The following is a 22,769-nucleotide window of genomic DNA, read 5'->3' as shown; positions in this document are numbered from 1 at the left end:
TTCGCGGGGGCGCAACGGTAACCCTTTGTTAATCTAAATAGCCGCGCAAAAGGTTAAATCTGGAACCGCGCGCTGTCTCTTGACGCGACACTATCACAACCAGAAGGCGTGTCAGTTCACATACGAGACATCACCGTCCGCCATTGAGACAGCGAACAAAGGCTTCGATTGGCGGCCGTTAGACCACCGTCCGATGCCGCTCGATGCAGGTCTTCAAAACCTCGTCCATCGGCCTCGCCCACCAGTCGTTGGAGAAGATTTCGATCTCGGAATAACCGGCAAAGCCCTGTGCCTCGACCGCCGCTCGCGCGGATTTGATGTCGATGACGCCGTCGCCCATCATGCCGCGGTCGTTGAGGATGTCTTTGGTCGGCACCAGCCAGTCGCAGACGTGAAACGCGAGCAGGCGATCTTTTCCGGCGCGCGCGATCTGCGACATCAATTCCGGATCCCACCAGATGTGATAGACGTCGAGCGCCACGCCGAGCGCGCCGGTGCGTTGCGGATCGAGTTGGTCGCAAATATCCAGTGCCTGCTTGGTCGTGTTCACGCAGGCGCGGTCGGCGGCATAGGCCGGATGCAGCGGTTCGATCGCAAGCGGCATGTTGGCCTGCTGCGCATATTCCAGCATTTCGGCGATGGCGTCGTGAACCTGCGTGCGTGCCGCCGCGATATCCTTCGAAACAGCGCTTCCCGGACGCGAATATTGCGGCAGGCCGCCGACAACAAGCACGATGCAGGGCGCGCCCAGTGCCTTGGCTTCGTCGATGGCGCGGCGATTGTCGTCGCGCGCCTCGACGCGGCGCGCCGCATCGGAGGTGAACATACCGCCGCGGCAATAGCCCGACAATTCAAGCCCGGCATCGCGGACGGCCCGCACCGCGCGGTCGAGGCCAACCGATGCGACCTGGTCGCGCCAGGGGTCGATGGCCCGGATGCCGTGCCGCGCGCAGGCGTCGATGATGGCGACGAGATCGCCCTGCTTGCGTACCGTCGCCGTGTTCAGCGACAGCCAGCGATGATCGCTCGAGAAATCGCGCATCAGGGCTCGATGCCGCGCGTTGCCAGCACCGTCTTCATGCGCCGTGTCGCCAGTTCAGGGTTGGAGAGCAGGCCGGCCTTGTCGGCCAAACGAAACAGTTCGGCCAAATGCAGCGTCGAGCGCGTACTCTCCTGCCCGCCGACCATGGTGAAATGGTCCTGATGGCCGTTGAGATAGGCCATGAAGACAATGCCAGTTTTGTAGAATCGCGTCGGCGCCCGGAAGATATGGCGCGAGAGCGGCACCGTCGGCCCCAATACGTCGTGGAAGCCGGCATCGTCGCCGGCTGCGAGCCGCGACAGCGCATAGGAAGCCGCGGGAGCGATGGCGTCGAAGATGCCGAGCAGCGCGTGGGAAAAGCCCTGCGCGTCGCCCGCGATCAATTCGGCATAATTGAAATCGTCGCCGGTATACATCTTGACGTTCTTGTCGAGCCGCCGGCGCATGTCGATCTCGCGCTGCTTGTCGAGCAGCGAGACTTTTACGCCGTCAACCTTGGCAGCGTTGGCGTTGATGATGGCGACCGCCGTATCCATCGCCTTGTCGAGATCGGCGGTGCCCCAATAGCCTGCGAGCGCCGGATCGAACATGTCGCCGAGCCAGTGGATGATCACGGGCTCCCGCACTTGCCCCAGCACACGGTTATAGACCGTGGCGTAATCGTCGGCGCTGCGGCCGAGTTTCGCCAGCGCGCGCGAGGCCATCAGGATGATACGGCCGCCGGCTTTCTCGACCGCGGCGATCTGCTCTTCATAGGCACGAATGACGTCATCGATCGACTTCGCGTCTTCCACCGCGAGGTGATCGGTGCCGGCGCCGGAGAACACCAGTGCGTTGCCCTTCGCTTTGGCCGCCTTCACCGAGCGCTGGATCAACTCCAGTGACGTCGGCCAGTCCAGCCCCATGCCGCGCTGCGCGGTGTCCATCGCTTCGGCGACGCCAAGGCCGAGCTCCCAGATATGCTCGCGGAACGCAATCGTCCGGTCCCAATCGATGGCAGCGCTTAGCCAGGGATCGTTATCGACAAACGGATCCGCAACCACGTGCGCGGCCGAGAAAGCCACGCGGTTGAGCGTGCCTTCGAGCTTTGCCGGAAACGTCCGCGACGCCGCCAGGCGATACGTCTCGATCGAACGATCCGCCGTCGGCAGCCTTAGTGACAACGAGGACATCGGCAGGACGGGCTTGTTCATGGCTAGGCCTCCTCACACCTTGATCGGGGCAACGTCGATCCAGCGCCGCTCGCGCCAGCTCTGCAGCGCGCATTCGGCAAGCTGCACGCCCTTGGCGCCTTCCAGCAGCGTGAACTTGTAAGGCGCGTCCTCGCAGACGTGGCGGATGAACATCTCCCACTGCTCCTTGAAACCGTTGTCGTAGACGACGTTCTCCGGAACCTTCTGCCAGTCGGCATAGAAATCATGGGTCCGCTTTTCGTCCGGGTTCCATACCGGCCGTGGCGTCGCCTGGCGCGCCTGGATCACGCAATCCGTCAGGCCCGCGACCGCTGAACCGTGCGTGCCGTCGACCTGGAAGGTGACGAGGTCGTCACGATAGACCCGCGTCACCCAGCTCATATTGATATGCGCGATCACGCCGCCCTTGAGGCGGAAAGTGGCATAGGCGGAGTCATCGGCGGTCGCCGTGTACTTCTTGCCCTTCTCGTCGAAACGTTCGGGGATGTCTGTCGTGCCGAGGCAGGAAATGCTCTCGACCTCGCCGAAGAGATTGTCGAGTACGTAGCGCCAGTGGCAGACCATGTCGAGAATAATGCCGCCGCCGTCCTCGCTGCGGTAATTCCACGACGGCCGCTGCGCCTCCTGCCAGCCGCCTTCGAACACCCAATAGCCGAACTCGCCGCGCACCGAGAGCATGCGGCCGAAGAAGCCGGAATCGCGCAGGAAAGCGAGCTTCTTCAAGCCCGGCAGAAACAGCTTGTCCTGCACCGTGCCATGCTTGACGCCCCTGGCGTTGGCGAGCTTCAGCACCGCGATCGCCTCTTCGAGATTGGTCGCGATCGGCTTTTCGCAATAGACGTGCTTGCCGGCCTCGATCGCCTTGGTCAGCAGCGACGGACGCGCCTGCGTGGTCGCGGCATCGAAGAAGATGCTATCGTTCGTGTCCGCAAGCGCCTTGTCGAAATTGGTCGACCATCGCTCCACGTTGAAGCGCTTGGCGAGCTTCTCGACCTTCTCCGCGTCGCGCCCGATCAGGATCGGGTCGGGCAACATGCGGTCGCCGTTGGATAGCAGCACGCCGCCCTGGTCGCGGATCGCGATGATGGAGCGGATCAAATGCTGGTTGAGCCCCATCCGGCCGGTCACGCCGTTCATGATCAGGCCGAGGCGTTTGGTCGTCATACTGCTTTCTCCAGAGAAATTTTTGCTGTGGGCTCTGCGAGCGGCGACATCGCGGACCAGTCCGGATGCACGGCAGTGGCGAAGCCCGGTGTCGTCAGCGATCCCGTCAGGAGATCGCCGTCATCGATCGCGAGCCGGATTTTTTCGCCGTCGCGGGCATAGAGATCGGGATGACCTGCGAGGAACGCTTCCGCCTCCGTGGCAGGCGTATCGCCAAAGCCATCGACATAATGGTGGCCGTTGCGCTCGGCATGGGTGACGCCGATCAGCGCGCCGAGTGCGAGATCCTGCTGCACGGCAAGGCCGGCCTGACAGGTGAGATCTTCGCCTGCGATGAAGCATTGTTCACCGCCCGCGCTCCATTTGGCCGCGCGGGTGGCGTTGATCACCGACTTGTAAATCCCTTTGCAAGACTTCGAGGAGATGCCGCGATAGCCGAGCGCCCGTGCCACCGGGAACGCGTCGTAGCAATCGTCGGCTTCGTCGACAATGAAGTCGCAGCGCGCCAACGCACCGAGTGGCGAGGCCTTCGTGATGTCTCGCGGCATCGGCTGTTCGATGTAGAGCAATTTCGATGCGATCGGCCGCAGCGCGGGATCACGATCAAGCCGTTCGACCAGAGCGCTCAAGACTGCGAGATCGGCATATTGCTCATTAGCGTCCAGTGTGACGCGGTAATCGTACGGCAGTGATGCGAGTTCTTTGCCGATCCGGGTCAGGCGATCCGCATCGTGTGCGGGATCGCCGTTGAGCTTGAGCTTGAAATAGCGCGCGCCGGCATTTTCTCGTCTGTCGGCAACCCCGCCGTCGCCTTCGACCTTGTCGTCCATGCCAACCGTGTGCCGGATCGCGACGCGCTCCAGCCGTTTGCGGCCTGCGAGAAACTGCGTCACGTCATTGTCGCCGAGATCGCGCGACAAGCGCGCATCGATACCGGCAATGTTCGCGGCCATACCGTCGAAGAAGTTTGCACCCGTGCAGCGCAGCAGCGCATCCAGGATTGCCTTGTCGATTTCGGCCGGGCCATACGCCGCAGCCAGCGGCGGGATGTCTTCTTTGGCGCAGGCCTCGATCTGTGCGCCGATACAGGCGGCGTGTAGGCCGAACGCTGTCTCAAACGTCATATGTGCGAGATAGAAATCCCGCGCGATCATCAGCGTGCGTCGCAACTCGGTTACAGTCTCTTGCGGCGAGAGATGCGGCCGCTTGTCGAACCATTTCGGCACCAGAAATTCGGCACTGGCCCCCGTTGCCGTCCCCTTGCCTTCGACCTCGATCTCAACGCGCACGAAAGCCTGCGGCGTTGCGTTGATGACGACCGCACCGAACCGGAACGGCCGGGCGAAAGTGACCGGACGTTCAAAAAAGGAGATGTCTCGTACGGCCAAACGATACGGCATCAAGCCAGCTTTCAGTCCAGCGCGCTTTGGGTGAAGAAGTGCTTGCGAATCCGCTGCACCAGTTCGGTGAAGGCGGGATCGGCCATTGCGTCCAGCGAGCGCGGGCGCGGCAGCGGCACGTCGTAGATCGCCGCGATCGCGCCGGGCCGCTCGGTCATGACGAGCACACGGTCGGCGAGGAACACGGCTTCCGGAATCGAATGCGTGATCAGCAGCACCGTCTTGCCGGTTTCGCGCTGGATTCGCATCAGCTCGACATTCATCTTCTCGCGCGTCATGGCATCGAGCGCGCCGAACGGCTCGTCCATCAGCATGATCTTGGGATCGTGCACCAGCGCGCGGCAGATCGAGGCGCGCTGCTGCATGCCGCCGGACAATTGCCACGGCAGTTTCTTTTCGAACCCTTCGAGACCGACGAGCTTCAGTAGCGCTTTCGCCCGCGGCAGATATTCGTCGCGCGGCAGCTTCTTCATGTCGATCGGCAACATCACGTTGGAAAGGATGTTGCGCCATGGCAGCAGCAGCGCGTTCTGGAACACGATGCCGACATTGCCATGCGGCTTTGTCACCTTCTCGCCTTCGACCAGGATTTCGCCGGTCGAAGGCGCGAGCAGCCCGGAAATCATCTTGAGCAGCGTGGACTTGCCGCAGCCGGACGGGCCGACCACGACAAAGAACTCGCCCTCGTTGATATGGAAATCCAGTGGCCGCAGCGACGGCACGTCGCCGTCGCGCGAGCGATAGGTCTTTGAGACGCCGGAGAGCGTAATGCCCGACGCCATGCTGCCGGCGCGATCGGAGACCAGACGCAGATGCGCGGCTGGTTGATCGAACTCGGTTGGTTTCGTCGCGGGGTTCATTCAGCTAAGTCCATTCGGGAGCGGTGATAGGGAATCGTCATTGCCTGCAACAAGCGCGAAGCGTTTGCGCAAGGGAGCGAAGCGACGAAGCAATCCACACTTGCTTTGCGGCGCCATGGATTGCTTCGCTTCGCTCGCAATGACGGGACTTCTTTCGAAATATCCGCTCACGAACCGCCCTGCGGCAGGTAGTCGTTGGTATAGAACGCCTTCGGATTGTCCTTGGCCTTGGCGTCCAGTCCGCCATATTCGACCATCAGGTTGACCGTGTCGGTCATGTTCTGGTCGGTCACCTGGAACGGGCGCTTGTTCTTGGTTTCGGCCGTGCGGTAGAGCGGGATCGTCAACTCGAAGCCCTGCGTCAGCGTTTCTATCTTGCCGCCCTTCGGGTTGGCGTCGAGGATCGCCTGTGCGGCGCCCTTGGCATCCTTCTCTGCGGCTTCGACGGCTTTCGTCGTCGCCGACATGAAGCGCTTGACGAGATCGGCGTTGGCCTTGACGAACTCGGTGTTGGCGACGACGCCCGAGCAGACCATGTTGATGCCGTAGTCGGCGAACTTGATCGCGTTGACGTCCTTGCCGGTGGCGTCCTTGATCTTCATCGACTGGTCCATGACATAGCCGAGCAGCAGGTCAGCCTGGCCGTTGATGACGGCGTTCAGCTTGGTCTGGCCGTCGCCGGCGACCGTCTGGAAATCGCTTTCCTTCAGGCCGGTCTTCTTCAGGAACAGCGGCCAGATCTGCGTCATCGAGTCGGCCGGCGTGATCGCCACCGTCTTGCCCTTGATGTCCTCGGGCTTCTTGATGTTCTTTTCGACAAACCCCATCGCCGACATCGGGCTGGTCTGCAGCAGCACGCCGGTGGCGACGATCGGCGCGCCTTTCACGGCCGCGCGCATCATGGTGGGCACGTCGACATAGCCGAAATTGGCGGTCTTGGCCGCAACGGCCTGCGTGGTCGCCGCCGAGCCGCGGCCTTCCTGGATCTCGAGGTCGATGCCCTCGGCGGCATAGATGCCCTTGGCCTTGCCGTAGTAGAACGGCGCGTGCTCGCCATAGACGTACCAGTTCAGCATCAGCACGACCTTGTCGGCGGCCGATGCCGGAAGCACCGAAAGCGCGGTCCAGATCAGGGCGGCGGAGATCGCCGTTATCGTTCGTATCATGGTCATCCTCCCGTGGTGATGCGGCCCTTGAGCGGACCGTTTGTTGGCTTGGCCTACGAAGCAAAAATGATGTCGTCGCGCTGGCTGACATGCCAGGGAATCACGAGGCGTTCGATGCGGTCGACGACCCAGAACAGGACCACGCCGAGCAGCGCCAGGATCACCAGCGCGGCAAACATCGTCGGCAGGTCGAACGTTCCAATCGAGCGCTGCATCACATAGCCGATGCCTGAATTGGAGCCGACGAACTCGCCGACAACGGCGCCGACGACGGCGAGCGTGATCGAGACCTTCAGCCCGGAGAAGATCGCCGGCATCGCATGCGGCAGATTGACGGCGCAAAATACGCGGAAGCGGCTGCCCTGCATGGCTCGCGCAAGATCGACCATATCAGGGTCGACCGATTTGAAGCCCTGCACCGCCGACACCACCACCGGAAAAAACCCGAGCAGGAACGCCGAGATCACTTTCGGAATGATGCCGAAACCGAACCAGACCACGAACAGCGGCGCGATCGCGATCTTCGGCACCGACTGCGAGAATACCAGCAGCGGATAGATATAGCTTTCGACCGTCTTTGATCCCGCGATCAGCATGGCGACGGGAATGCCGAACACCGCCGACAGCAGAAAGCCGCAGATGGTGGCATAGGTCGTGGGCCAGGACTGCCGCAGCAGTTCCGGCCACTCGGTCCGCAGCACCGCCACGACGTCGCCGGGAGCCGGGATCTGATAGGCCGGAATCTGGAACAGGCGGATGGTGACGTCCCACATCATCACGATGAACAGCAGGAACAGAAACGGCCGAACCCACGCCGCGTTCAGCGCTTTCGACAAGCCACTCTCGCGCTTCAGCTCGGCCACGTCCCACTCCCTGTCGATCTTCTTTTCGGGCGGGAAATTAACTCGTTGGATAAATACTGGCAAGCGGGTTTTCGTGCGGCAATTTGCGCTCGCGTCGTCGTTCCTGCGAAAGCAGGAACCCATAACCACCGATGTCAATTGTTACAGCAGGATCAAGGACTACCGACCTCGAATCTAGGGGGCGCGGCGTATCGGTTCCTGCTTTCGCTGGGACGAAAAAGTCAAACCGGCTGATGCGCCGGCGACCGCACGCCCTGCCCCACGGCCTTGCCGAAATCCGCCGTCGACTTCCCCGTCAGCGCCGCCAGCACCAGCGCCACCATATGCGCCAGCCGCTCGTCCCTCGCCTCCTTCTTCAGGAGGTCGCGGCCGAAGATCACCGAGAGCGTGGCGCTGTTGGAGAGATAGAAGAAGCATAGCGCCGCGATCGATATGTAGAGCTGCACCGGATCGACGGCGACGCGGAAATCGCCGCTTTCGACGCCGCGCCGCACCACGGTGCGGATCATCTCGACGAATGGCGAGTGCATCGATTTGACCTTGGTCGAACGCTTCAGATGGCGCGCTTTGGCAAGGTTTTCGGTATTGAGCAGCGCCAGGAATTCCGGGTTGCGTAGAAAATAATTCCACGTGAAGTCGATCAGCCGTTCGATCGCCTCGGGCGGATCGAGATGCTCGAGATCGAGCCCGCGCTCCTCGGAACGGATCTTCTCATAGGCGCCTTCGAGCACCGTGAGATAGAGGTCTTCCTTGTTGCCGACGTGGTAATACAGCATGCGCTTGTTGGCGCCGGCATTGGCCGCGATGCGGTCGACGCGCGCGCCGGCGAGGCCATGGGCGGCGAATTCCTGCTTGGCCGCCTCGAGAATGCGAAGCCGCATCCCCTCCGGGTCCCGCTGCCATTTCTGAACGCGTTTTGCCTTTGCCAAATCAGTCGCTCGATACTCGTGCAGAGCAAGCTGTAGCATGCAGGGAAGCGTTTGAGAACGTGGCGACGGCCTTCTTCCCTTCTCCCCTTGTTGTGGCAGAAGGTGCCTTCGCGATAGCGAAGGCGGATGAGGGGTCTCTATCCGCGGAGACAGACCCCTCACCCGCCTCGAATGAGCTGACGCTCATTCGATCCACCCCAAGAGCGAGCTTCGCTCGTCTCGCTCCCACAAGGGGAGAGGGAAGATCTACGGCTTCCCCGCCGACGGCTGCACCAGCAGCGTCGGCACGCTGCAGGTGCTGCTGCGCACCGTCATGACCCGCGTTCCCGGCTTGCGGCCGGTGCGGACTTCCGAGACGTCGACACCGGCCTGGACGAGCCGCGCATGGGTGGCGTCGATGTCGGCGACGCGCCAGCACAGGCCGCGCAGCCGGTCCTGGGACGTATCTGCCTCCTTGCCCGGCCGGTGCGTTACTTCGACGATGAGGTCACCGCAGCGGAAGAACATCAGCCGGCCCCAATCGGGGTGCGAGCGGTCGAGCGCCATGTCGAGGCCAAGCCGCGCGCCATAGAGGGCGGCTGCCCGCTCGGGGTCCGAACTTGAGACCACGACATGGTCCATCGCCGTGATCGAGGCGGTCGTGGTTCGCACTGACAGCGGTCGTTCCTGGTCGCGCTCGAGGAAGAACAGGCGGACGCCTCGCGTGACTTCGGTCGCCGCGCGGGTCCGCTTCCATGTCAGCGTCGCGCCCGAGGCCGCATCGCGGCTTTCGACGTCGGCAATGGCATCAGGCTTCAGCGTGAGCCGGTCGAGCCTGCGATGCATCCTAGTGATGTCGCTGGTGCGGAAGCAGATGCTTGCGAGTCCCTCACCCTGGGCCGCCAGCACCGCGCGAATGCGGTCCGCATCTGCCCCCTCGCCACTCGGCGCCATCAACTCCAGCGTCGTGTTATCGAGTGTGAACAGGACACGGTCGGCGCCATCGCCGCTGTTCTGCCAGGCCGGCGCGCGGGCAAACAAGGTCCGGTAAGCCGCGGAGGCCGCGTTGATGTCGCCCGTGAGAACGACGACGTGATCGAGGCCGGTGATCATGGGAACAGGCCTCGCGTGTTCTTGGCGGCGCGGACCTTCTCCACGCCGATCGCCATCGCCGCGGTCCGATGCGGGATCTTGTCCGCTTTCGCACGCGCCAGCATGGTATCGAAGGCGCGATCGAGGATGGCGTATTCGCGCCGCGTCACTTCCTCTTCCTCCCAGAACAATTGCTGCAGATCCTGCACCCATTCGAAGTAGCTGACCACCACGCCGCCGGAATTGCAGAGAATGTCGGGGATCAAGAACACTTCACCCTGGCGCTTTTCCAGCACCAGATCGGCTTCCGGCGTGGTCGGACCATTGGCGCCTTCCGCCAGCACGCGGCATTTCAGGTTTTCGGCGACGTTCGCATCGATGACGCGCTCCATCGCCGCCGGCACCAGCACGTCGCAGGGCAGCGTGAGAATTGCCTCGGGATCGAAAGTCATCTGGTTGGAGAAGCCGGCGATGCTGCCGTGTGTGCCAGCGTGCCGCATCAGCGCGGGAATATCGAGCCCGGCCGGATCATGCAGCGCGCCGGTGTGATCGCTGACGGCGATGATCTTCAACCCGTATTGCTGCAGCTCCAGCGCCGCATAGGAGCCGACATTGCCGAACCCCTGGATCACGGCGGTGGCGGTGCCCGGATTGATCGACAGCTCCTTCAGCACGCGCCTGGCGAGATAGGCGACGCCGCGCCCCGTTGCTTCGCGCCGGCCGAGCGTGCCGCCCGACGAGACCGGCTTGCCGGTGACGATCTCGGTTACGGTTTGGCCCTGATACATCGAATAGGTGTCCATGAACCAGGCCATCACCTGTTCGTTGGTGCCCATGTCGGGCGCCATCACGTCGGTATGCGGACCGACGAAGGGAATCATCTCCTGCATGTAGCGCCGCGACAGCGCTTCCAGTTCGCGTTTGGAAATGGTGGAGAGATCGACGTTGACGCCACCCTTGGCGCCGCCATAAGGCAGCCCGACGAGTGCGCATTTCCAGCTCATCCAGATCGCAAGTGCTGCGACCTCGCCGATATCGACGGATGGTGCGAATCGCGTGCCGCCCTTGGTGGGGCCGAGCGTGAGGTGATGCTGCACCCGGTAGCCCTCGAACACCGCGACCGTGCCGTCATCGCGGTGGATCGGACAGGAGACGGTGATGGCCCGCTTCGGCATCAGGATCCGGTCGCGCTCGTCCATCGGGATTTCGAGATGGTTGGCGATGACGCCAAATTGGTTAACCGCCATATCGAATACGGGACCGGAATAAACGGTCATCAATTCCCTCCACTTTTGTCGCACCGCCGGGAAACCCGGGCAGCCGTCAGCCGTTATACTGACCTATACCCGAGCCCCTAAGGACGGTCGTATTCTCCTCATACTCCCATCTCAAGCTGCAAAGACGGCACGGTTGCGAATAATTTCGGCGAATGCATCCGATAACCGGTGCTAATGTGTGTGCGCCGGGCCGGGACCACCCCTCAGCTCATGACGGAAAACGAATGCAGGCTCTCTTCATCGGACAGACCTATATCGACGTTACCTTCATCACGGACCACATGCCGACCGGCGACGAAAAACATGTGGCCTCCGCCTATGCAGTGTCGTTTGGTGGCAACGCCGTCACCGCAGCGTTCTGCTGCGCCAAGCTCGGCATCGTGCCCGACCTGATCGCCACCGTCGCGAACGACTGGCTAGGCCGCATGTTTCAGGACATGGCCGCGAAATACGGAATCTCGATCCACCCGCGCAAGGTCAATTCCTCCTCGCTGTCGTTCATCATGCCGAAGGAAGGCAAGCGCGCCATCGTGCGCTGCCGCGACGACGAGCACATTCATCCCTTCCCGATGCTGAACCTGAAGGGCTGCCGCGCGCTGCATATCGACGGCCACCAGCCGGATGCCGCCATCCATTATGCCAAGCTCTGCCGCGAGGACGGCATTCTTACCTCGCTCGACGGCGGCGGCCTGCGCACCAACACCCATGAACTGCTGGAATTCATCGACGTCGCCATCGTCGCCGAACGGCTGTGCGAGCAGATGGACAAGACGCCGGAAGCGATGCTCGATTATCTCAAGAGCCGCGGCTGCCGGGTCGGCGGCGTCACCATGGGAGAGCAAGGCCTGCTCTGGTATGACGAGACCGGCGCGGTCCGCAAGCTGCCGGCGCTGCCGATCGCGCGCGAACGCGTGCTCGATACCAACGGCGCTGGTGACGTATTCCATGGCGCCTACGTGTTTTCGTATCTCAACAATCCCTCGAAAGGCTGGCACGAGCATTTCGAGTTTGCGCGCGCAGCCTCGACCTTTAAGATCCAGCGCCTCGGCAACGAGGCTGGACTACCGACGCTTGCCGACATCGATGCCGTCAAGCAGGAATTCCAGATCGGGCGCAAGAAGGAATTTTGGGATTAGAGATGGGGCGCGTCTTCGTCGCCGGCAGCATCAACATGGATGTGGTGGCGACAGCCGACCGGCATCCGAAGGTCGGCGAGACCGTCGCCGGCCAAGCCGTGCATTATTTTCCGGGCGGCAAGGGCGCCAACCAGGCGGTGGCCGCAGCCAAGCTCGGCGCGCCGTCGACGCTGATCGGCCGGCTGGGCGTAGATGCGTTCGGCCAGCAATTGCGGACGTTCCTCGCCGCGCAAGGCGTCGACCTCGCGCTGGTCCAGGACACCGCGGATATCCACACTGGAACGGCCGTCATCACCATCGCCGACGCCGATAACACCATCGTGGTGGTGCCCGGCGCCAATGCACTGGTCAGCGCCGACGACGTTGCCGCGCCTGCGCTCGCCAAGGGCGACGTCGCGGTGAGCCAGTTCGAAATTCCGCAAGCGACCATCGCCGCCTTCTTCAAACGGGCGCGCGGGGCCGGGGCGACCACCATCCTCAATCCGGCGCCGGCGCTCGCCTGTGCTCCCGGGCTGCTCGAACTCGTCGATATCCTCATTCTCAATGAAACCGAGCTTGGGCTTCTTGCGCAGAGCGTGCTTCACGACACTGACGAGCCTGCCCGCTTCATTGAGGCAGCGCGGCGCCTTCCAACCGGCCCGGACACCATCATCTGCGTTACGCTGGGCAAGCGCGGCGTGCTGGCGTTGATCGGCGGCGAGCCTTCGCTGATTGCGGGACGCGCTGTTAAGGCCGTGGATACCACCGGCGCCGGCGATTGCTTCGTCGGCGCCCTCGCCGCGCAGCTTGCCAATGGAACGCCGATCCGCGACGCGCTCGCATACGCCAATGCCGCCGCGTCGATCTGCGTGCAGCGAATGGGCGCCGCGCCGTCGATGCCGGCGGCGGCCGAAGTGGATGAACTACTCGCAAAGCGCACCTGACTTCGTAGGGTGGGGCAAAGCGAAGCGTGCCCACCACTCTTGCGAAGCGCGTGATGGTGGGCACGGCGCAAATGCGCCTTTGCCCACCCGACAAATCCGGCTTAAGTCAGCGCACTCTTCAGGTCGAAGCCAGTGTCCGCCGCCTGCTCCGGCGTGATTGATCCGTTCACGGCAAACAGACGTCGTCCGAACATGTGATCGCCCGCGCGGTTGACGGATTCGATGCCGACTAGACGTCCATCCCTGTAGCAAAAGGCGGAGAACGCGGCCTGGGCCTGATCGCCGCGCACCACCACGCGGTCGTAGCCGGTGGTCAGTCCCACCATCTGCAGCTTGTCGGGACCCTGATCGCTCCAGAACCACGGCACGCCATCATAGGGTTTGGCATCGCCGGTCAGCCGGGCCGCGACGCAGCGCGCGTGGTCGGTGGCGTTCTGCACCGACTCCAGCCGCAGCGAGCCGCCGAAGCGCGGGCTTTCATAGAGCGCGCAATCGCCGATCGCCGAAATATCGGGATCGGCGGTGAGCAGATGCTCGTCGACGATGATCCCCGACGCCACCGGCAGGCCGGCCTGCGCCGCCAGCTCGACATTGGGCAACACGCCGACGCCGACCACGATCAGGTCGGCTTTCAGGTGCCGGCCATCGCTGAGGCTGACGCCGGTGACCTTGTGGCCGTCGCTCTCGATACTGGTGACCTGCACACCCAGATGAATGTGAATGCCGGCCGCGGTATGCCGCAACTGGAAGAACTCCGAGATCTCGGCCGTCACCGCGCGCGCCATCACGCGCGGGGCAAGCTCGACGACGTCGACTTCGAGACCCTTGGCCCGGGCCGTCGCTGCGAACTCCAGCCCGATAAAGCCGGCACCGATGACAACGACGCGCTGGCCTTCCGTGATGTAGTCACGCAGGGACTGGCTTTCGTCGAGCGTCCGCAAATAGCGCACGCTGTCGAGATTGGCGTTGGGAATATCGAGCAGGCGATTGCGGGCGCCGGTCGCCAGTACCAGATGGCCATAGTCGAGCGATGTGCCGGAGGCGAGCGCCACCTTGCGTGCCGCGCGGTCGATCGATACCGCACGATCGGAGATCAGGTCGATGTTCTGATCAGAATAGAATTTTTCCGGTCGGAACATCAGGCTGTCGGGCCCGCCGGTTCCTTTCAGATAGGCCTTGGATAGCGGGGGCCGCTGGTACGGCAGATGGCCCTCATCGTTCAACAACGCGATGCGTTCGGAAAAGCCGTGCTGGCGCAGCGAGGCCGCAAGCTGATAGCCGGCGTGGCCCGCGCCAATGATGACAATTGTTCCTGCCGTCATAGGGACATCCTACGTTCGAGCACACGGGAATGACCCATGTCGTTTCCTCTCCAGTGATTTTGGCTTGCCTGTCTCGTCCCCTGGGCGCGGCGCTCGTGTCCGTCCCGAACGATGACAGATGCTATCTGACCTCATGGCACGAGGAGACGCAAGGGCGTCGGTGGCCCTGAGGGCGGCCTTTGCCGCATTTTTGCCGGTCCAGCCCGGGGATTGTCACCTCCTGACTTCTCTATTTAAATGCCGGCCCACCCTCGCGCCCCGAGGCCTTGCCATGTCGACTTCCGATGATACCGCCGCCCCTGCCCTGCTCAGGATCGAGGGCCCGATTGCGACCATTACCCTCAACCGCCCCGCGGCCTTCAATTCGATCAATCTGTCGATCGCACAGAAGCTCGAACAGCTCGGCGCGGAGGTCGAGGGCAATGACGCTGTCCGCGTGCTGGTGATCGAGGGCGAAGGCCGCGCCTTCTCGGCCGGCGGCGATTTGCAGACCATTGGCGCCGCCGCCGCCAACGATACAGTGGCGCCCGTGGTCGGCGAGCTATTGAAGCACTACCATGCCTTCATCGAGACGCTGCGGCGGATGCCGAAGATCGTTCTCTCCAGCGTCAACGGCTCCGCCGCCGGCGCCGGCATGGGGCTCGCCTTCGTCACCGACCTCTGCATCGCCGCCGACGACGCCCGCTTCACGCCGGCCTATGCCAAGATCGGCGTCTCGCCTGATGGCGGCAGCACAGTCGGCATGGTCGGCACCGTCGGCACCCGCCGCGCGCTGCAGATACTTCTGGCCGAGGACAGCTTTACCGCGCAGCAGGCCTATGAATGGGGCCTGGTCGCCCGCGTCGTACCGGCGGCGGAGTTAAGAGCGGAAACACGCAAATTCGCCGAGCGGCTGGCGCAGAACCCGCCCGCGGCGATCGCCGGCACCAAGTCGCTGGTCTATCAGGCCGCGGTGACGCCGGTAAAGCAGCAGCTCGATGCCGAGGAAGCGAAGATCATCGACGCCATGCTGACCGAAGACTTCCGCGTCGCCGTGAAGAAGTTCACCAGCAAGGGGAAGTAGCGGCGCATTGATGCCGTCCGCTCAACTGTCATCATCCGCGAAAGCGGATGATCCAGTACGCTGCGCTCTCTCAATTCAACAGCGCCTCGGCGTACTGGATGCCCCGCCTTCGCGGGGCATGACGCCACCGAGCTAGTCCTTCCCCTGCCCGCGCATGAAGTCGAAGTCGCAGCCCTCGTCGGCTTGCAAAATGGTCTCGTTGAACAAATGCGCATAGCCGCGCCTCGCCCAATCGGGCGTCGCGGCCGGCGCGAGCGCCGCGCGGCGCTTCTCAAGTTCGGCATCATCGATAAGCAGGTCGATGCTGCGCTTGGCGACGTCGAGGCGGATCATGTCACCGTTCTTCACCAGCGCGAGCGGGCCGCCGACGGCCGATTCCGGGGTGATATGCAGCACGATGGTGCCGAACGCCGTGCCGCTCATGCGCGCGTCCGATATGCGCACCATGTCCTTGGTGCCGCCGCGTGCGAGTTTCTTCGGAATCGGCAGATAGCCGGCTTCTGGCATGCCCGGCGCGCCCTTGGGGCCGGCATTGCGCAGCACCAGCACGTCGTCGGCGTTGACGTCGAGATCGGGATCGTCGACCCGCAGCGTCATATCCTCGACGGATTCGAACACCACGGCGCGGCCGGTATGCTGCAGCAGTTTCGGGCTCGCCGCTGATTGCTTGATGACGGCCCCGCGCGGCGCAAGGTTGCCGTGCAGCACCGCCATTGCGCCTTCAGCCTTGATCGGATTGTCGCGCGGACGGATCGCGTCCTGTCCCGGAACATCTTCCGCTTCAGCCACAACCTCGCGCAGCGTCTGCCCCGTAATTGTCTTTGCGTCGAGATCGATGAGGTCGCCGAGTTGCGCCATCAATTTCGGCACGCCGCCGGCATGATGGAAGTGCTCCATGTAATGCTCGCCCGACGGCTTCAGATCGACGAGCACGGGCACCTCGCGGCCGAGCTTGTCGAATGTTTCGAGGTCGATCTTGTGCGGCGAGCGATGGGCGATCGCGGTGAGATGGATCAGGCCATTGGTCGAGCCACCGATCGCCTGCAGCACCACCTGCGCATTGCGGAACGACGCGGGCGTCAGCAATTCGCTGGGCTTTGGCCCCTTTGCCTTGGCCAGCGCGGCCGCCACCCTGCCGCTTGCTTCCGCCGAACGAAATCGCTCGGCATGCGGTGCAGGAATCGTTGCGCTCATCGGCAGCGACAGCCCCAGCGCCTCGGTAACACACGCCATGGTGCTGGCGGTGCCCATCACCATACAGGTGCCGACCGATGGCGCGAGCCGGCCGTTGACATCTTCGATCTCGATATCATCAATTTCGCCGGCCCGATATTTTGCCCACAGCCGCCGGCAATCGGTGCAAGCGCCCAGTACCTCGCCCCTGTGATGCCCGACCACCATCGGTCCCACGGGAATGACGACGGTCGGCAGATCGGCGGACACCGCGGCCATAATCTGCGCCGGCAGGGTCTTGTCGCACCCGCCGATCACCACCACCGCGTCCATCGGCTGGGCGCGGATCATCTCCTCGGTATCCATCGCCATCAGATTGCGCAGATACATCGAGGTCGGATGCGCAAAGCTCTCAGCAATCGAAATCGTCGGGAACACCATCGGCATCGCGCCCGATAACATCACGCCGCGCTTCACGGCTTCGATGATCTGCGGAACGTTGCCGTGACAGGGATTGTAGTCGCTGTAGGTATTGATGATACCGACGATCGGCCGATTGAGCGCATCGTCGGAATAGCCCATGGCCTTGATGAAGGCCTTGCGCAGGAACAGCGAGAAGCCAGCGTCGCCATAACTCGTCAGTCCCTTGCGAAGTCCGTCGGCCATTTTTTTCTTCCTGTCGTTTCCTGGGACACTTAAGGAGCCTGGCGGATTATTGTCAATATTCGATCACTCGACCCTTCGAGGCGAGCATATCGTCGATAAACAGCAGCATTATTGACAATAATGCGCGTGCATGCTGATTTCCGGTCCAAACTGGAAACGCGCTCATGATCCAACCATTGCGCGATCTCGCAGTCGAGTATCAAGGTTCGAATAGCCGGACGATCGCGCATTTCGTGACCGCGCTTCGCGACGACTCGCCCTTCGAGACGGCGCCGCAGGATAATCTCGAGACCTTGCGGCGGGTCGAGGATTGCTATCGGCTGTCGGGCTGGGAGGCCTCGCGATGAAGCCGCAGGAATCATTGACCGAGACTTCCGCGCCGACGCGCGAGGAGGAGCAGGCGGAGGTCATCCGCCGGCTGGAAGAGGACATCATCTTCGGCCGCTTCGCGCCGGGTTTGCGGCTGGTCGAGGACACGCTGATGCAGCGCTACGGCGCCAGCCGGCATTTTGTCCGCCAGGCGCTGTTCCAGCTCGAACGCCAGGGCATCGTGCTGCGCGAGAAAAACATCGGCGCCACGGTGCGGTTCTATTCGGCCGAGGAGGTTCGCCAGATCTACGAGGTGCGGGAAATGCTGACGCGGCAGGCGGCGCTGATGATCACCCTGCCCACCCCCGCCGGCCTGATCGAGCAGTTGAACGAACTGCAGCGGCAATATTGCGCCAAGGCCGACGCGCAGGATCTGCGCGGCATCCACGAGACCAATGATGCCTTTCACGTCGCGCTGTTTTCCGCCTGCGGCAACCCCTATCTGGTGCGCTCGCTGCAGGACTACATGAACCTGACGCTGCCGATGCGCGCCAAGAATCTCGCCGACCGTGACGGCCTGGCGCTGTCGCGCCGCCAGCACGAATTGATGATCGAGCTGTTGAAGGGCCGCGACAGCTGGGCGCTGGCGCAGCTCTGTGTCGATCACATGCAGTTCAGCAAGTCGGATTATCTCGGGCGGATCGCCGCGGATGAGAGCAAGCGCTAGCGTTTGCTCCAATCCACGATCCGATCCCTGTCCCCGTCGAACTCCATGCTGCAGAACGTGCCACCCTGGTAGTAATCGCCGACCGGGTCCGGCTTCAGCTTGGCCTGCTCGGCCATCGCATGTTCGCGGAAATCCTCAGCCCTGCCGGTCGGGCGATAGCCCAATTCATAGGCGCGGTGATTGTCCCACCAGGCGCGCTCGTTATAGGAGGCGCCGTAGAAGATCTCGAAATGGATGTCGGGATGATCGAGCCCGATGCGGCAAAGCTGCACCAGGTCCTCCGGCTTCAGCCATATCGACAGCCGGCGATGGTCGAGCGGCATCTCGCCGAAATTGCCGATCCGCAAGCAGGTGACGCCGAGCCCGTGCTTGTCGGCATAGAGCGCGCCTACCGCTTCGCCGAACACCTTGCTGACACCGTAGCGGCTGTCGGGGCGCGCGGTGACGTCGGTGCCGATCCGGTGATGGCGGGGATAGAAGCCGACCGCGTGGTTCGACGAGGCGAACACCACGCGCTTGACGCCCTTTTTCCGCGCGGCCTCGAACAGGTTGTAGCCGCCGATGATGTTGGACTGCAGGATCGAATCCCAGGGACCTTCGACCGAGTAGCCGCCAAAATGCAGGATGCCGTCGACGCCTTCGCAGATCGCCTCGACTTGCGCCATATCGGCGAGATCGGCCGCCTTGAACTTTTCGTCCTTGCCGAGATCGGCTGGCGCCTTCAAATCGCTCAGCAGCAGGTCGGGATAGATCGGCGGCAACAGCTTGCGCAGGGATGTGCCGATCCCGCCGGCAGCGCCAGTCATCAATATGCGTGGCATTTGTTTCCTCTTGGTCTCGCAACCGATTTGCGGTCATTAGCAGGTAATGATAGCTAACCCAAACGCTCTGGGAACGCACCAACGAGAACAGCAAATGTCCGATGCAGCATCGCATTCAGCCGGCTGGCGCCCGGCTACCTATTACCCTGATCCGGCCATCCGTGCACTCGATCCGCGCTTCGAGAAGTATTGGTTGAAGCTCTCGTCCGTGGAACGGCTGACCACCGGCCTGCGCTGGGCCGAAGGCCCGGTGTGGTTCGGTGACGGGCGCTATCTCTTGTGTAGCGACATCCCGAACCAGCGCATCATCAAGTGGGAGGAGGAGACCGGCGCGGTCAGCATCTTCCGCAAGCCGTCGAACTTCGCCAACGGCAATACCCGCGATCGGCAGGGACGGCTCGTCACCTGCGAGCATGGCGGCCGCCGCGTGACCCGCACCGAATATGACGGCTCGATCACGGTGCTGATCGATTCCTTCGACGGCAAGCGGCTGAACTCGCCCAACGACGTCGTCGTCAAATCCGACGGCTCGATCTGGTTCACCGATCCGACTTTCGGTCTGCTCGGCAATTACGAGGGCTACAAGGCCGAGCCCGAAATCGACGCCAATGTCTTTCGTCTCGATGCCGCGACCGGCAAGGCCAGCATCGTCGCCGAAGGCGTGCTGGGGCCGAACGGGCTCGCCTTCTCGCCGGACGAGAAGATTCTCTACATCATCGAATCCCGCGGCGTGCCCAACCGCAAGATCCTTGCCTATGACGTCTCGCCATCCGGCGACAAGCTTTCCAGCAAGCGCGTGTTTGTCGATGCCGGCCCGGGCACGCCCGACGGTTTTCGAATAGATATCGACGGCAATCTCTGGTGCGGCTGGGGCATGGGCGATCCCGAGCTCGATGGCGTCGTGGTGTTCGCCCCCGACGGCGTCATGATCGGCCGCATCGCGCTGCCCGAGCGCTGCGCCAACCTCTGTTTCGGCGGCGTGAAACGCAACCGCCTTTTCATGGCCGCGAGCCAGTCGATCTACGCGCTCTATGTGAACACGCAGGGCGCGCCGGGCGGATAGGCTCGCGCGCCCCAGCGTCAATTCAGCCCTTCTTTTCCTGTGCGGCGGCGGTTTGCTTCGCGAGCGCGTCTTCAAACGCCTTCTCCAGCGTCGCCGCGTAGGCGTTGAACTCGCCTGGATTGACGAACGGACTGGGCGCGCCATCCGAAATCATGGCACGCTTGTCCTGCATCCTGTACATTTCCGGATGCGGCGCGAGCAGCACATCCACCTTCATGTCCTTGGCCCGCGCGAACGTCCTCCGGTAATCGGCGACGATCCCGGAATAGGTCGGATTGGGGGCGAGGCGGTTCAGCGCCACGGTGCCGCTGCAGAAGATGAGCACCGAGCGCGTCGCATCGCCGTCCTTCACCGAGAATTCCCAGCTCGTGCAGCCCGGTGAATGGCCGGGAGTTTCGCGGGCGGTCAGCGTGACATCACCGACCGTGACCTTATCGCCCTCGCGTACCGTGCGGTCCACCTTCACCGGCGGGAAATTGAGCACCGTCTCTTCCTGCGCGCCCGGATAGTAGCCACCTTCGAGCAACGGCTTGTCGGCTTCGCCCGCGATCATCTGCGCGCCGCTGGCCTGCTTCATTTCGGCAAGGCCGCCGGTGTGGTCAATATGGGCGTGGGTGTTGAGGAGGTATTTGATGTCGGTGATCTTGAAGCCGAGTTTTTCGATGCTCGCCTTGATCTGCGAGGTTGCGTCCGGCATCACCGTATCGACCAGGATGTGGCCCTGCGGCGACGTGATCAGGTAGGACGCCAGGCCGTCGGTTCCGACGTAATAGACGTTACCGATCATCTTGAACGGCTCGGTCGGCGTGTTCCACTTGACCTTGAGGGTTTCGAGCAGATCCTTGACGGTCTGAGCCTGCACTGTCCCGGCAAGCGGCAATAGCGCGATCAGCGCAACGACGATTTTCCTCACGGCCATCCTCCATCTTTTCTTATTGCGTCGTCGCCATTGTCGGCTTGCGCATTGACGCCGAGTTCAGCCTGACGACGATTCTGGTCAAAAAAATGCCGGCCGCGGTTCCGCAGCCGGCACCTTTCATGAACGGCGCGAGCGCCGCATCAATTTACGCCGCGTTGTAGCCGGCGACCGCCTTCACCTCGAGATATTCCTCGAGGCCATACTTGCCCCATTCGCGGCCGTTGCCGGACTGCTTGTAGCCGCCGAACGGCGCGGTGCGGTCGTTCGGCACGCCCTGCAGGTTGATGTTTCCGGCGCGGATCTGCTTGGCCACGCGGCGCGCGCTTTCCACCGTATCGCCCGAGACGTAACCGGCGAGACCGTAGGGCGTGTCGTTGGCGATCTTCACCGCATCGGCTTCATCCTTGGCGCCGATGATTGTCAGCACTGGTCCGAAGATTTCTTCGCGGGCGATCGTCATCTCGTTGGTGACGTCGGCGAAGATGGTCGGGCGGACGTAGAAGCCCTTGTTGACGCCCTCGGGGAGACCGGGACCGCCGGCGACGAGCGTAGCGCCTTCATCGATGCCCTTCTGGATCAGCGCCTGGATCTTGTCCCACTGGCCGCGATTGACCACGGGGCCGATGGTGGTGCCTTCGGCGCGGGGATCGCCGGCCTTGGTCTTGTCGGCGACGCCCTTCGCAATGGCGGCGACTTCCTTCATCTTCGACAGCGGCACGATCATCCGCGACGGTGCGTTGCACGATTGGCCGGAGTTGTTGAACATGTGCATCACGCCGCCGGTGACGGCCTTAGTGAGGTCGGCGCCTTCGAGGATGACGTTCGGCGACTTGCCGCCGAGTTCCTGGCTGACACGCTTCACGGTCGGCGCAGCACGCTTGGCAACGTCGACCCCGGCGCGGGTCGAGCCGGTGAACGAGATCATGTCGATGTCGGGATGCTCGGCCATCGCGGCGCCGACTTCGGGGCCGAGACCATTGACGAGGTTGAACACGCCCTTCGGCACGCCCGCTTCATGCAGGATCTCTGCGAAGATCAGCGCCGAGGTCGGGGTGAATTCCGAGGGTTTGAGGATCATGGTGCAGCCGGCGGCGAGCGCGGGCGCGACCTTGCAGGCGATCTGGTTCAGCGGCCAATTCCAGGGCGTGATCATGCCGACGACGCCGACCGGCTCGCGCACCACGACAGCGGAGGGGAGCGTCTCTTCGAAGTGATAGTTCTTCAGGACTTCCAGCGTCGACATGATGTGGCCCAGGCCAGCACCGGCCTGCAGCTTTTCTGCCATCGGCAGCGGCGCGCCCATTTCGTCGGACACGGCGGCGCCGATGTCCTTCATGCGGCCCTTGTAGATCGCGATGATCTTTTCCAAGAGCGCAACGCGCTCCTCGCGGCTGGTCTGCGAATAGGTCACGAAGGCGCGCTTGGCGGCGGCTACCGCCTTGTCGACATCGGCCTTGGAGCCGAGCGCAACTTCATACATCGCTTCTTCGGTCGCCGGATTAACGACGGGGGTGGACTTCTTGACGGCGGGATCGACCCAGGCGCCATCGATGTAGAATTGCATGCGATTGACCATCGGAAACCTCTTTATCTCGAAGCAATGGAGGGGAACGGAAGCGTTCGGCAGGCATCCTTGCACGAAAGCCAGGGCAGTTGAACCCGCCATATGCGGGGTGCCGCGA

21 protein-coding genes are annotated in these 22,769 nt (G+C 63.0%); 6 read left to right on the top strand and 15 right to left on the bottom strand.

Features of this window, described 5'->3' with window-relative positions; translation table 11 throughout:
• Positions 1-178 precede the first annotated feature (178 nt).
• From ACH79_RS21955 to ACH79_RS21910, 10 genes are all read right to left on the bottom strand, one after another.
• Positions 179-1,042 (bottom strand): sugar phosphate isomerase/epimerase, encoded by an 864-nt coding sequence (locus ACH79_RS21955; RefSeq protein ID WP_161852858.1) that lies wholly within the window; start codon positions 1,040-1,042, stop codon positions 179-181.
• Complete coding sequence (locus ACH79_RS21950) at positions 1,042-2,235, bottom strand: dihydrodipicolinate synthase family protein (RefSeq protein WP_161852857.1); 1,194 nt, start codon at positions 2,233-2,235, stop codon at positions 1,042-1,044. The genes ACH79_RS21955 and ACH79_RS21950 overlap by 1 nt, the downstream gene beginning before the upstream one ends.
• Positions 2,236-2,247: 12 nt before the next feature.
• On the bottom strand, positions 2,248-3,399 hold the full coding sequence (locus ACH79_RS21945; protein WP_161852856.1) for a Gfo/Idh/MocA family protein: 1,152 nt from the start codon (positions 3,397-3,399) through the stop codon (positions 2,248-2,250).
• Positions 3,396-4,799, bottom strand: coding sequence for a hypothetical protein (locus ACH79_RS21940; RefSeq protein WP_161852855.1), 1,404 nt, complete (start codon positions 4,797-4,799; stop codon positions 3,396-3,398). Before ACH79_RS21940 ends, ACH79_RS21945 begins: the two co-directional genes overlap by 4 nt.
• A gap of 11 nt (positions 4,800-4,810) precedes the next feature.
• On the bottom strand, positions 4,811-5,659 hold the full coding sequence (locus ACH79_RS21935; RefSeq protein ID WP_161852854.1) for an ABC transporter ATP-binding protein: 849 nt from the start codon (positions 5,657-5,659) through the stop codon (positions 4,811-4,813).
• 167 nt (positions 5,660-5,826) lie between these two features.
• On the bottom strand, positions 5,827-6,825 hold the full coding sequence (locus ACH79_RS21930; protein WP_161852853.1) for an ABC transporter substrate-binding protein: 999 nt from the start codon (positions 6,823-6,825) through the stop codon (positions 5,827-5,829).
• 53 nt (positions 6,826-6,878) lie between these two features.
• Entirely contained in the window at positions 6,879-7,688 is an 810-nt protein-coding gene (locus ACH79_RS21925; RefSeq protein WP_161852852.1) for an ABC transporter permease, read from the bottom strand.
• Positions 7,689-7,909: 221 nt separating this feature from the next.
• The gene (locus ACH79_RS21920) at positions 7,910-8,569 is read right to left on the bottom strand and encodes a TetR/AcrR family transcriptional regulator (RefSeq protein WP_161852851.1); all 660 of its coding nucleotides are present in this window, start codon (positions 8,567-8,569) and stop codon (positions 7,910-7,912) included.
• A gap of 294 nt (positions 8,570-8,863) precedes the next feature.
• Positions 8,864-9,709 carry a VOC family protein gene (locus ACH79_RS21915; RefSeq protein WP_161852850.1) on the bottom strand — a complete coding sequence of 282 codons (846 nt, stop codon included), beginning with the start codon at positions 9,707-9,709 and terminating at the stop codon, positions 8,864-8,866.
• A complete protein-coding gene (locus ACH79_RS21910) occupies positions 9,706-10,965 on the bottom strand; it encodes a Glu/Leu/Phe/Val dehydrogenase (RefSeq protein ID WP_161852849.1) in 1,260 nt (419 codons plus the stop codon). Before ACH79_RS21910 ends, ACH79_RS21915 begins: the two co-directional genes overlap by 4 nt.
• Before the next feature lie 224 nt (positions 10,966-11,189).
• Between ACH79_RS21910 and ACH79_RS21905 the strand changes: the two genes are divergently transcribed.
• Both ACH79_RS21905 and ACH79_RS21900 read left to right on the top strand, forming a co-directional pair.
• Positions 11,190-12,101, top strand: a complete 912-nt coding sequence (locus tag ACH79_RS21905) for a sugar kinase (RefSeq protein ID WP_161852848.1) — start codon at positions 11,190-11,192, stop codon at positions 12,099-12,101.
• A gap of 2 nt (positions 12,102-12,103) precedes the next feature.
• Entirely contained in the window at positions 12,104-13,024 is a 921-nt protein-coding gene (locus ACH79_RS21900) for a ribokinase (RefSeq protein ID WP_161852847.1), read from the top strand.
• A 101-nt stretch (positions 13,025-13,125) separates the two neighbouring features.
• Here the strand turns inward: ACH79_RS21900 and ACH79_RS21895 are convergent, their stop codons facing one another.
• Positions 13,126-14,346 carry an NAD(P)/FAD-dependent oxidoreductase gene (locus ACH79_RS21895; protein WP_161852846.1) on the bottom strand — a complete coding sequence of 407 codons (1,221 nt, stop codon included), beginning with the start codon at positions 14,344-14,346 and terminating at the stop codon, positions 13,126-13,128.
• Between the two features lie 271 nt (positions 14,347-14,617).
• Between ACH79_RS21895 and ACH79_RS21890 the strand changes: the two genes are divergently transcribed.
• A complete protein-coding gene (locus ACH79_RS21890) occupies positions 14,618-15,409 on the top strand; it encodes an enoyl-CoA hydratase/isomerase family protein (RefSeq protein WP_161852845.1) in 792 nt (263 codons plus the stop codon).
• A 132-nt stretch (positions 15,410-15,541) separates the two neighbouring features.
• On the opposite strand, the gene ACH79_RS21885 is transcribed toward ACH79_RS21890, so the two are convergent.
• On the bottom strand, positions 15,542-17,248 hold the full coding sequence (locus ACH79_RS21885) for an IlvD/Edd family dehydratase (RefSeq protein WP_161852844.1): 1,707 nt from the start codon (positions 17,246-17,248) through the stop codon (positions 15,542-15,544).
• 164 nt (positions 17,249-17,412) lie between these two features.
• On the opposite strand from ACH79_RS21885, the gene ACH79_RS21880 reads away from it, so the two are divergent.
• Positions 17,413-17,595 carry a hypothetical protein gene (locus ACH79_RS21880; protein WP_161852843.1) on the top strand — a complete coding sequence of 61 codons (183 nt, stop codon included), beginning with the start codon at positions 17,413-17,415 and terminating at the stop codon, positions 17,593-17,595.
• Positions 17,592-18,284, top strand: coding sequence for a GntR family transcriptional regulator (locus tag ACH79_RS21875; RefSeq protein ID WP_161852842.1), 693 nt, complete (start codon positions 17,592-17,594; stop codon positions 18,282-18,284). The genes ACH79_RS21880 and ACH79_RS21875 overlap by 4 nt, the downstream gene beginning before the upstream one ends.
• On the opposite strand, the gene ACH79_RS21870 is transcribed toward ACH79_RS21875, so the two are convergent.
• A complete protein-coding gene (locus tag ACH79_RS21870; RefSeq protein WP_161852841.1) occupies positions 18,281-19,105 on the bottom strand; it encodes an NAD(P)-dependent oxidoreductase in 825 nt (274 codons plus the stop codon). The two genes, ACH79_RS21875 and ACH79_RS21870, sit on opposite strands and share 4 nt — an antisense overlap.
• A 94-nt stretch (positions 19,106-19,199) precedes the next feature.
• On the opposite strand from ACH79_RS21870, the gene ACH79_RS21865 reads away from it, so the two are divergent.
• The gene (locus ACH79_RS21865) at positions 19,200-20,168 is read left to right on the top strand and encodes an SMP-30/gluconolactonase/LRE family protein (RefSeq protein WP_161852840.1); all 969 of its coding nucleotides are present in this window, start codon (positions 19,200-19,202) and stop codon (positions 20,166-20,168) included.
• Between the two features lie 22 nt (positions 20,169-20,190).
• Here the strand turns inward: ACH79_RS21865 and bla are convergent, their stop codons facing one another.
• Positions 20,191-21,081, bottom strand: a complete 891-nt coding sequence (gene bla, locus ACH79_RS21860) for a subclass B3 metallo-beta-lactamase (protein WP_161852839.1) — start codon at positions 21,079-21,081, stop codon at positions 20,191-20,193.
• A 151-nt stretch (positions 21,082-21,232) separates the two neighbouring features.
• Positions 21,233-22,663 carry an aldehyde dehydrogenase family protein gene (locus ACH79_RS21855; protein WP_161852838.1) on the bottom strand — a complete coding sequence of 477 codons (1,431 nt, stop codon included), beginning with the start codon at positions 22,661-22,663 and terminating at the stop codon, positions 21,233-21,235.
• Positions 22,664-22,769 lie beyond the last annotated feature (106 nt).

The organism is Bradyrhizobium sp. CCBAU 051011, from assembly GCF_009930815.1.
Classification (GTDB): domain Bacteria; phylum Pseudomonadota; class Alphaproteobacteria; order Rhizobiales; family Xanthobacteraceae; genus Bradyrhizobium.
The sequence above is the reverse complement of the archived record's forward strand: the minus strand, read 5'-3'. Positions and strand labels throughout refer to the sequence as shown.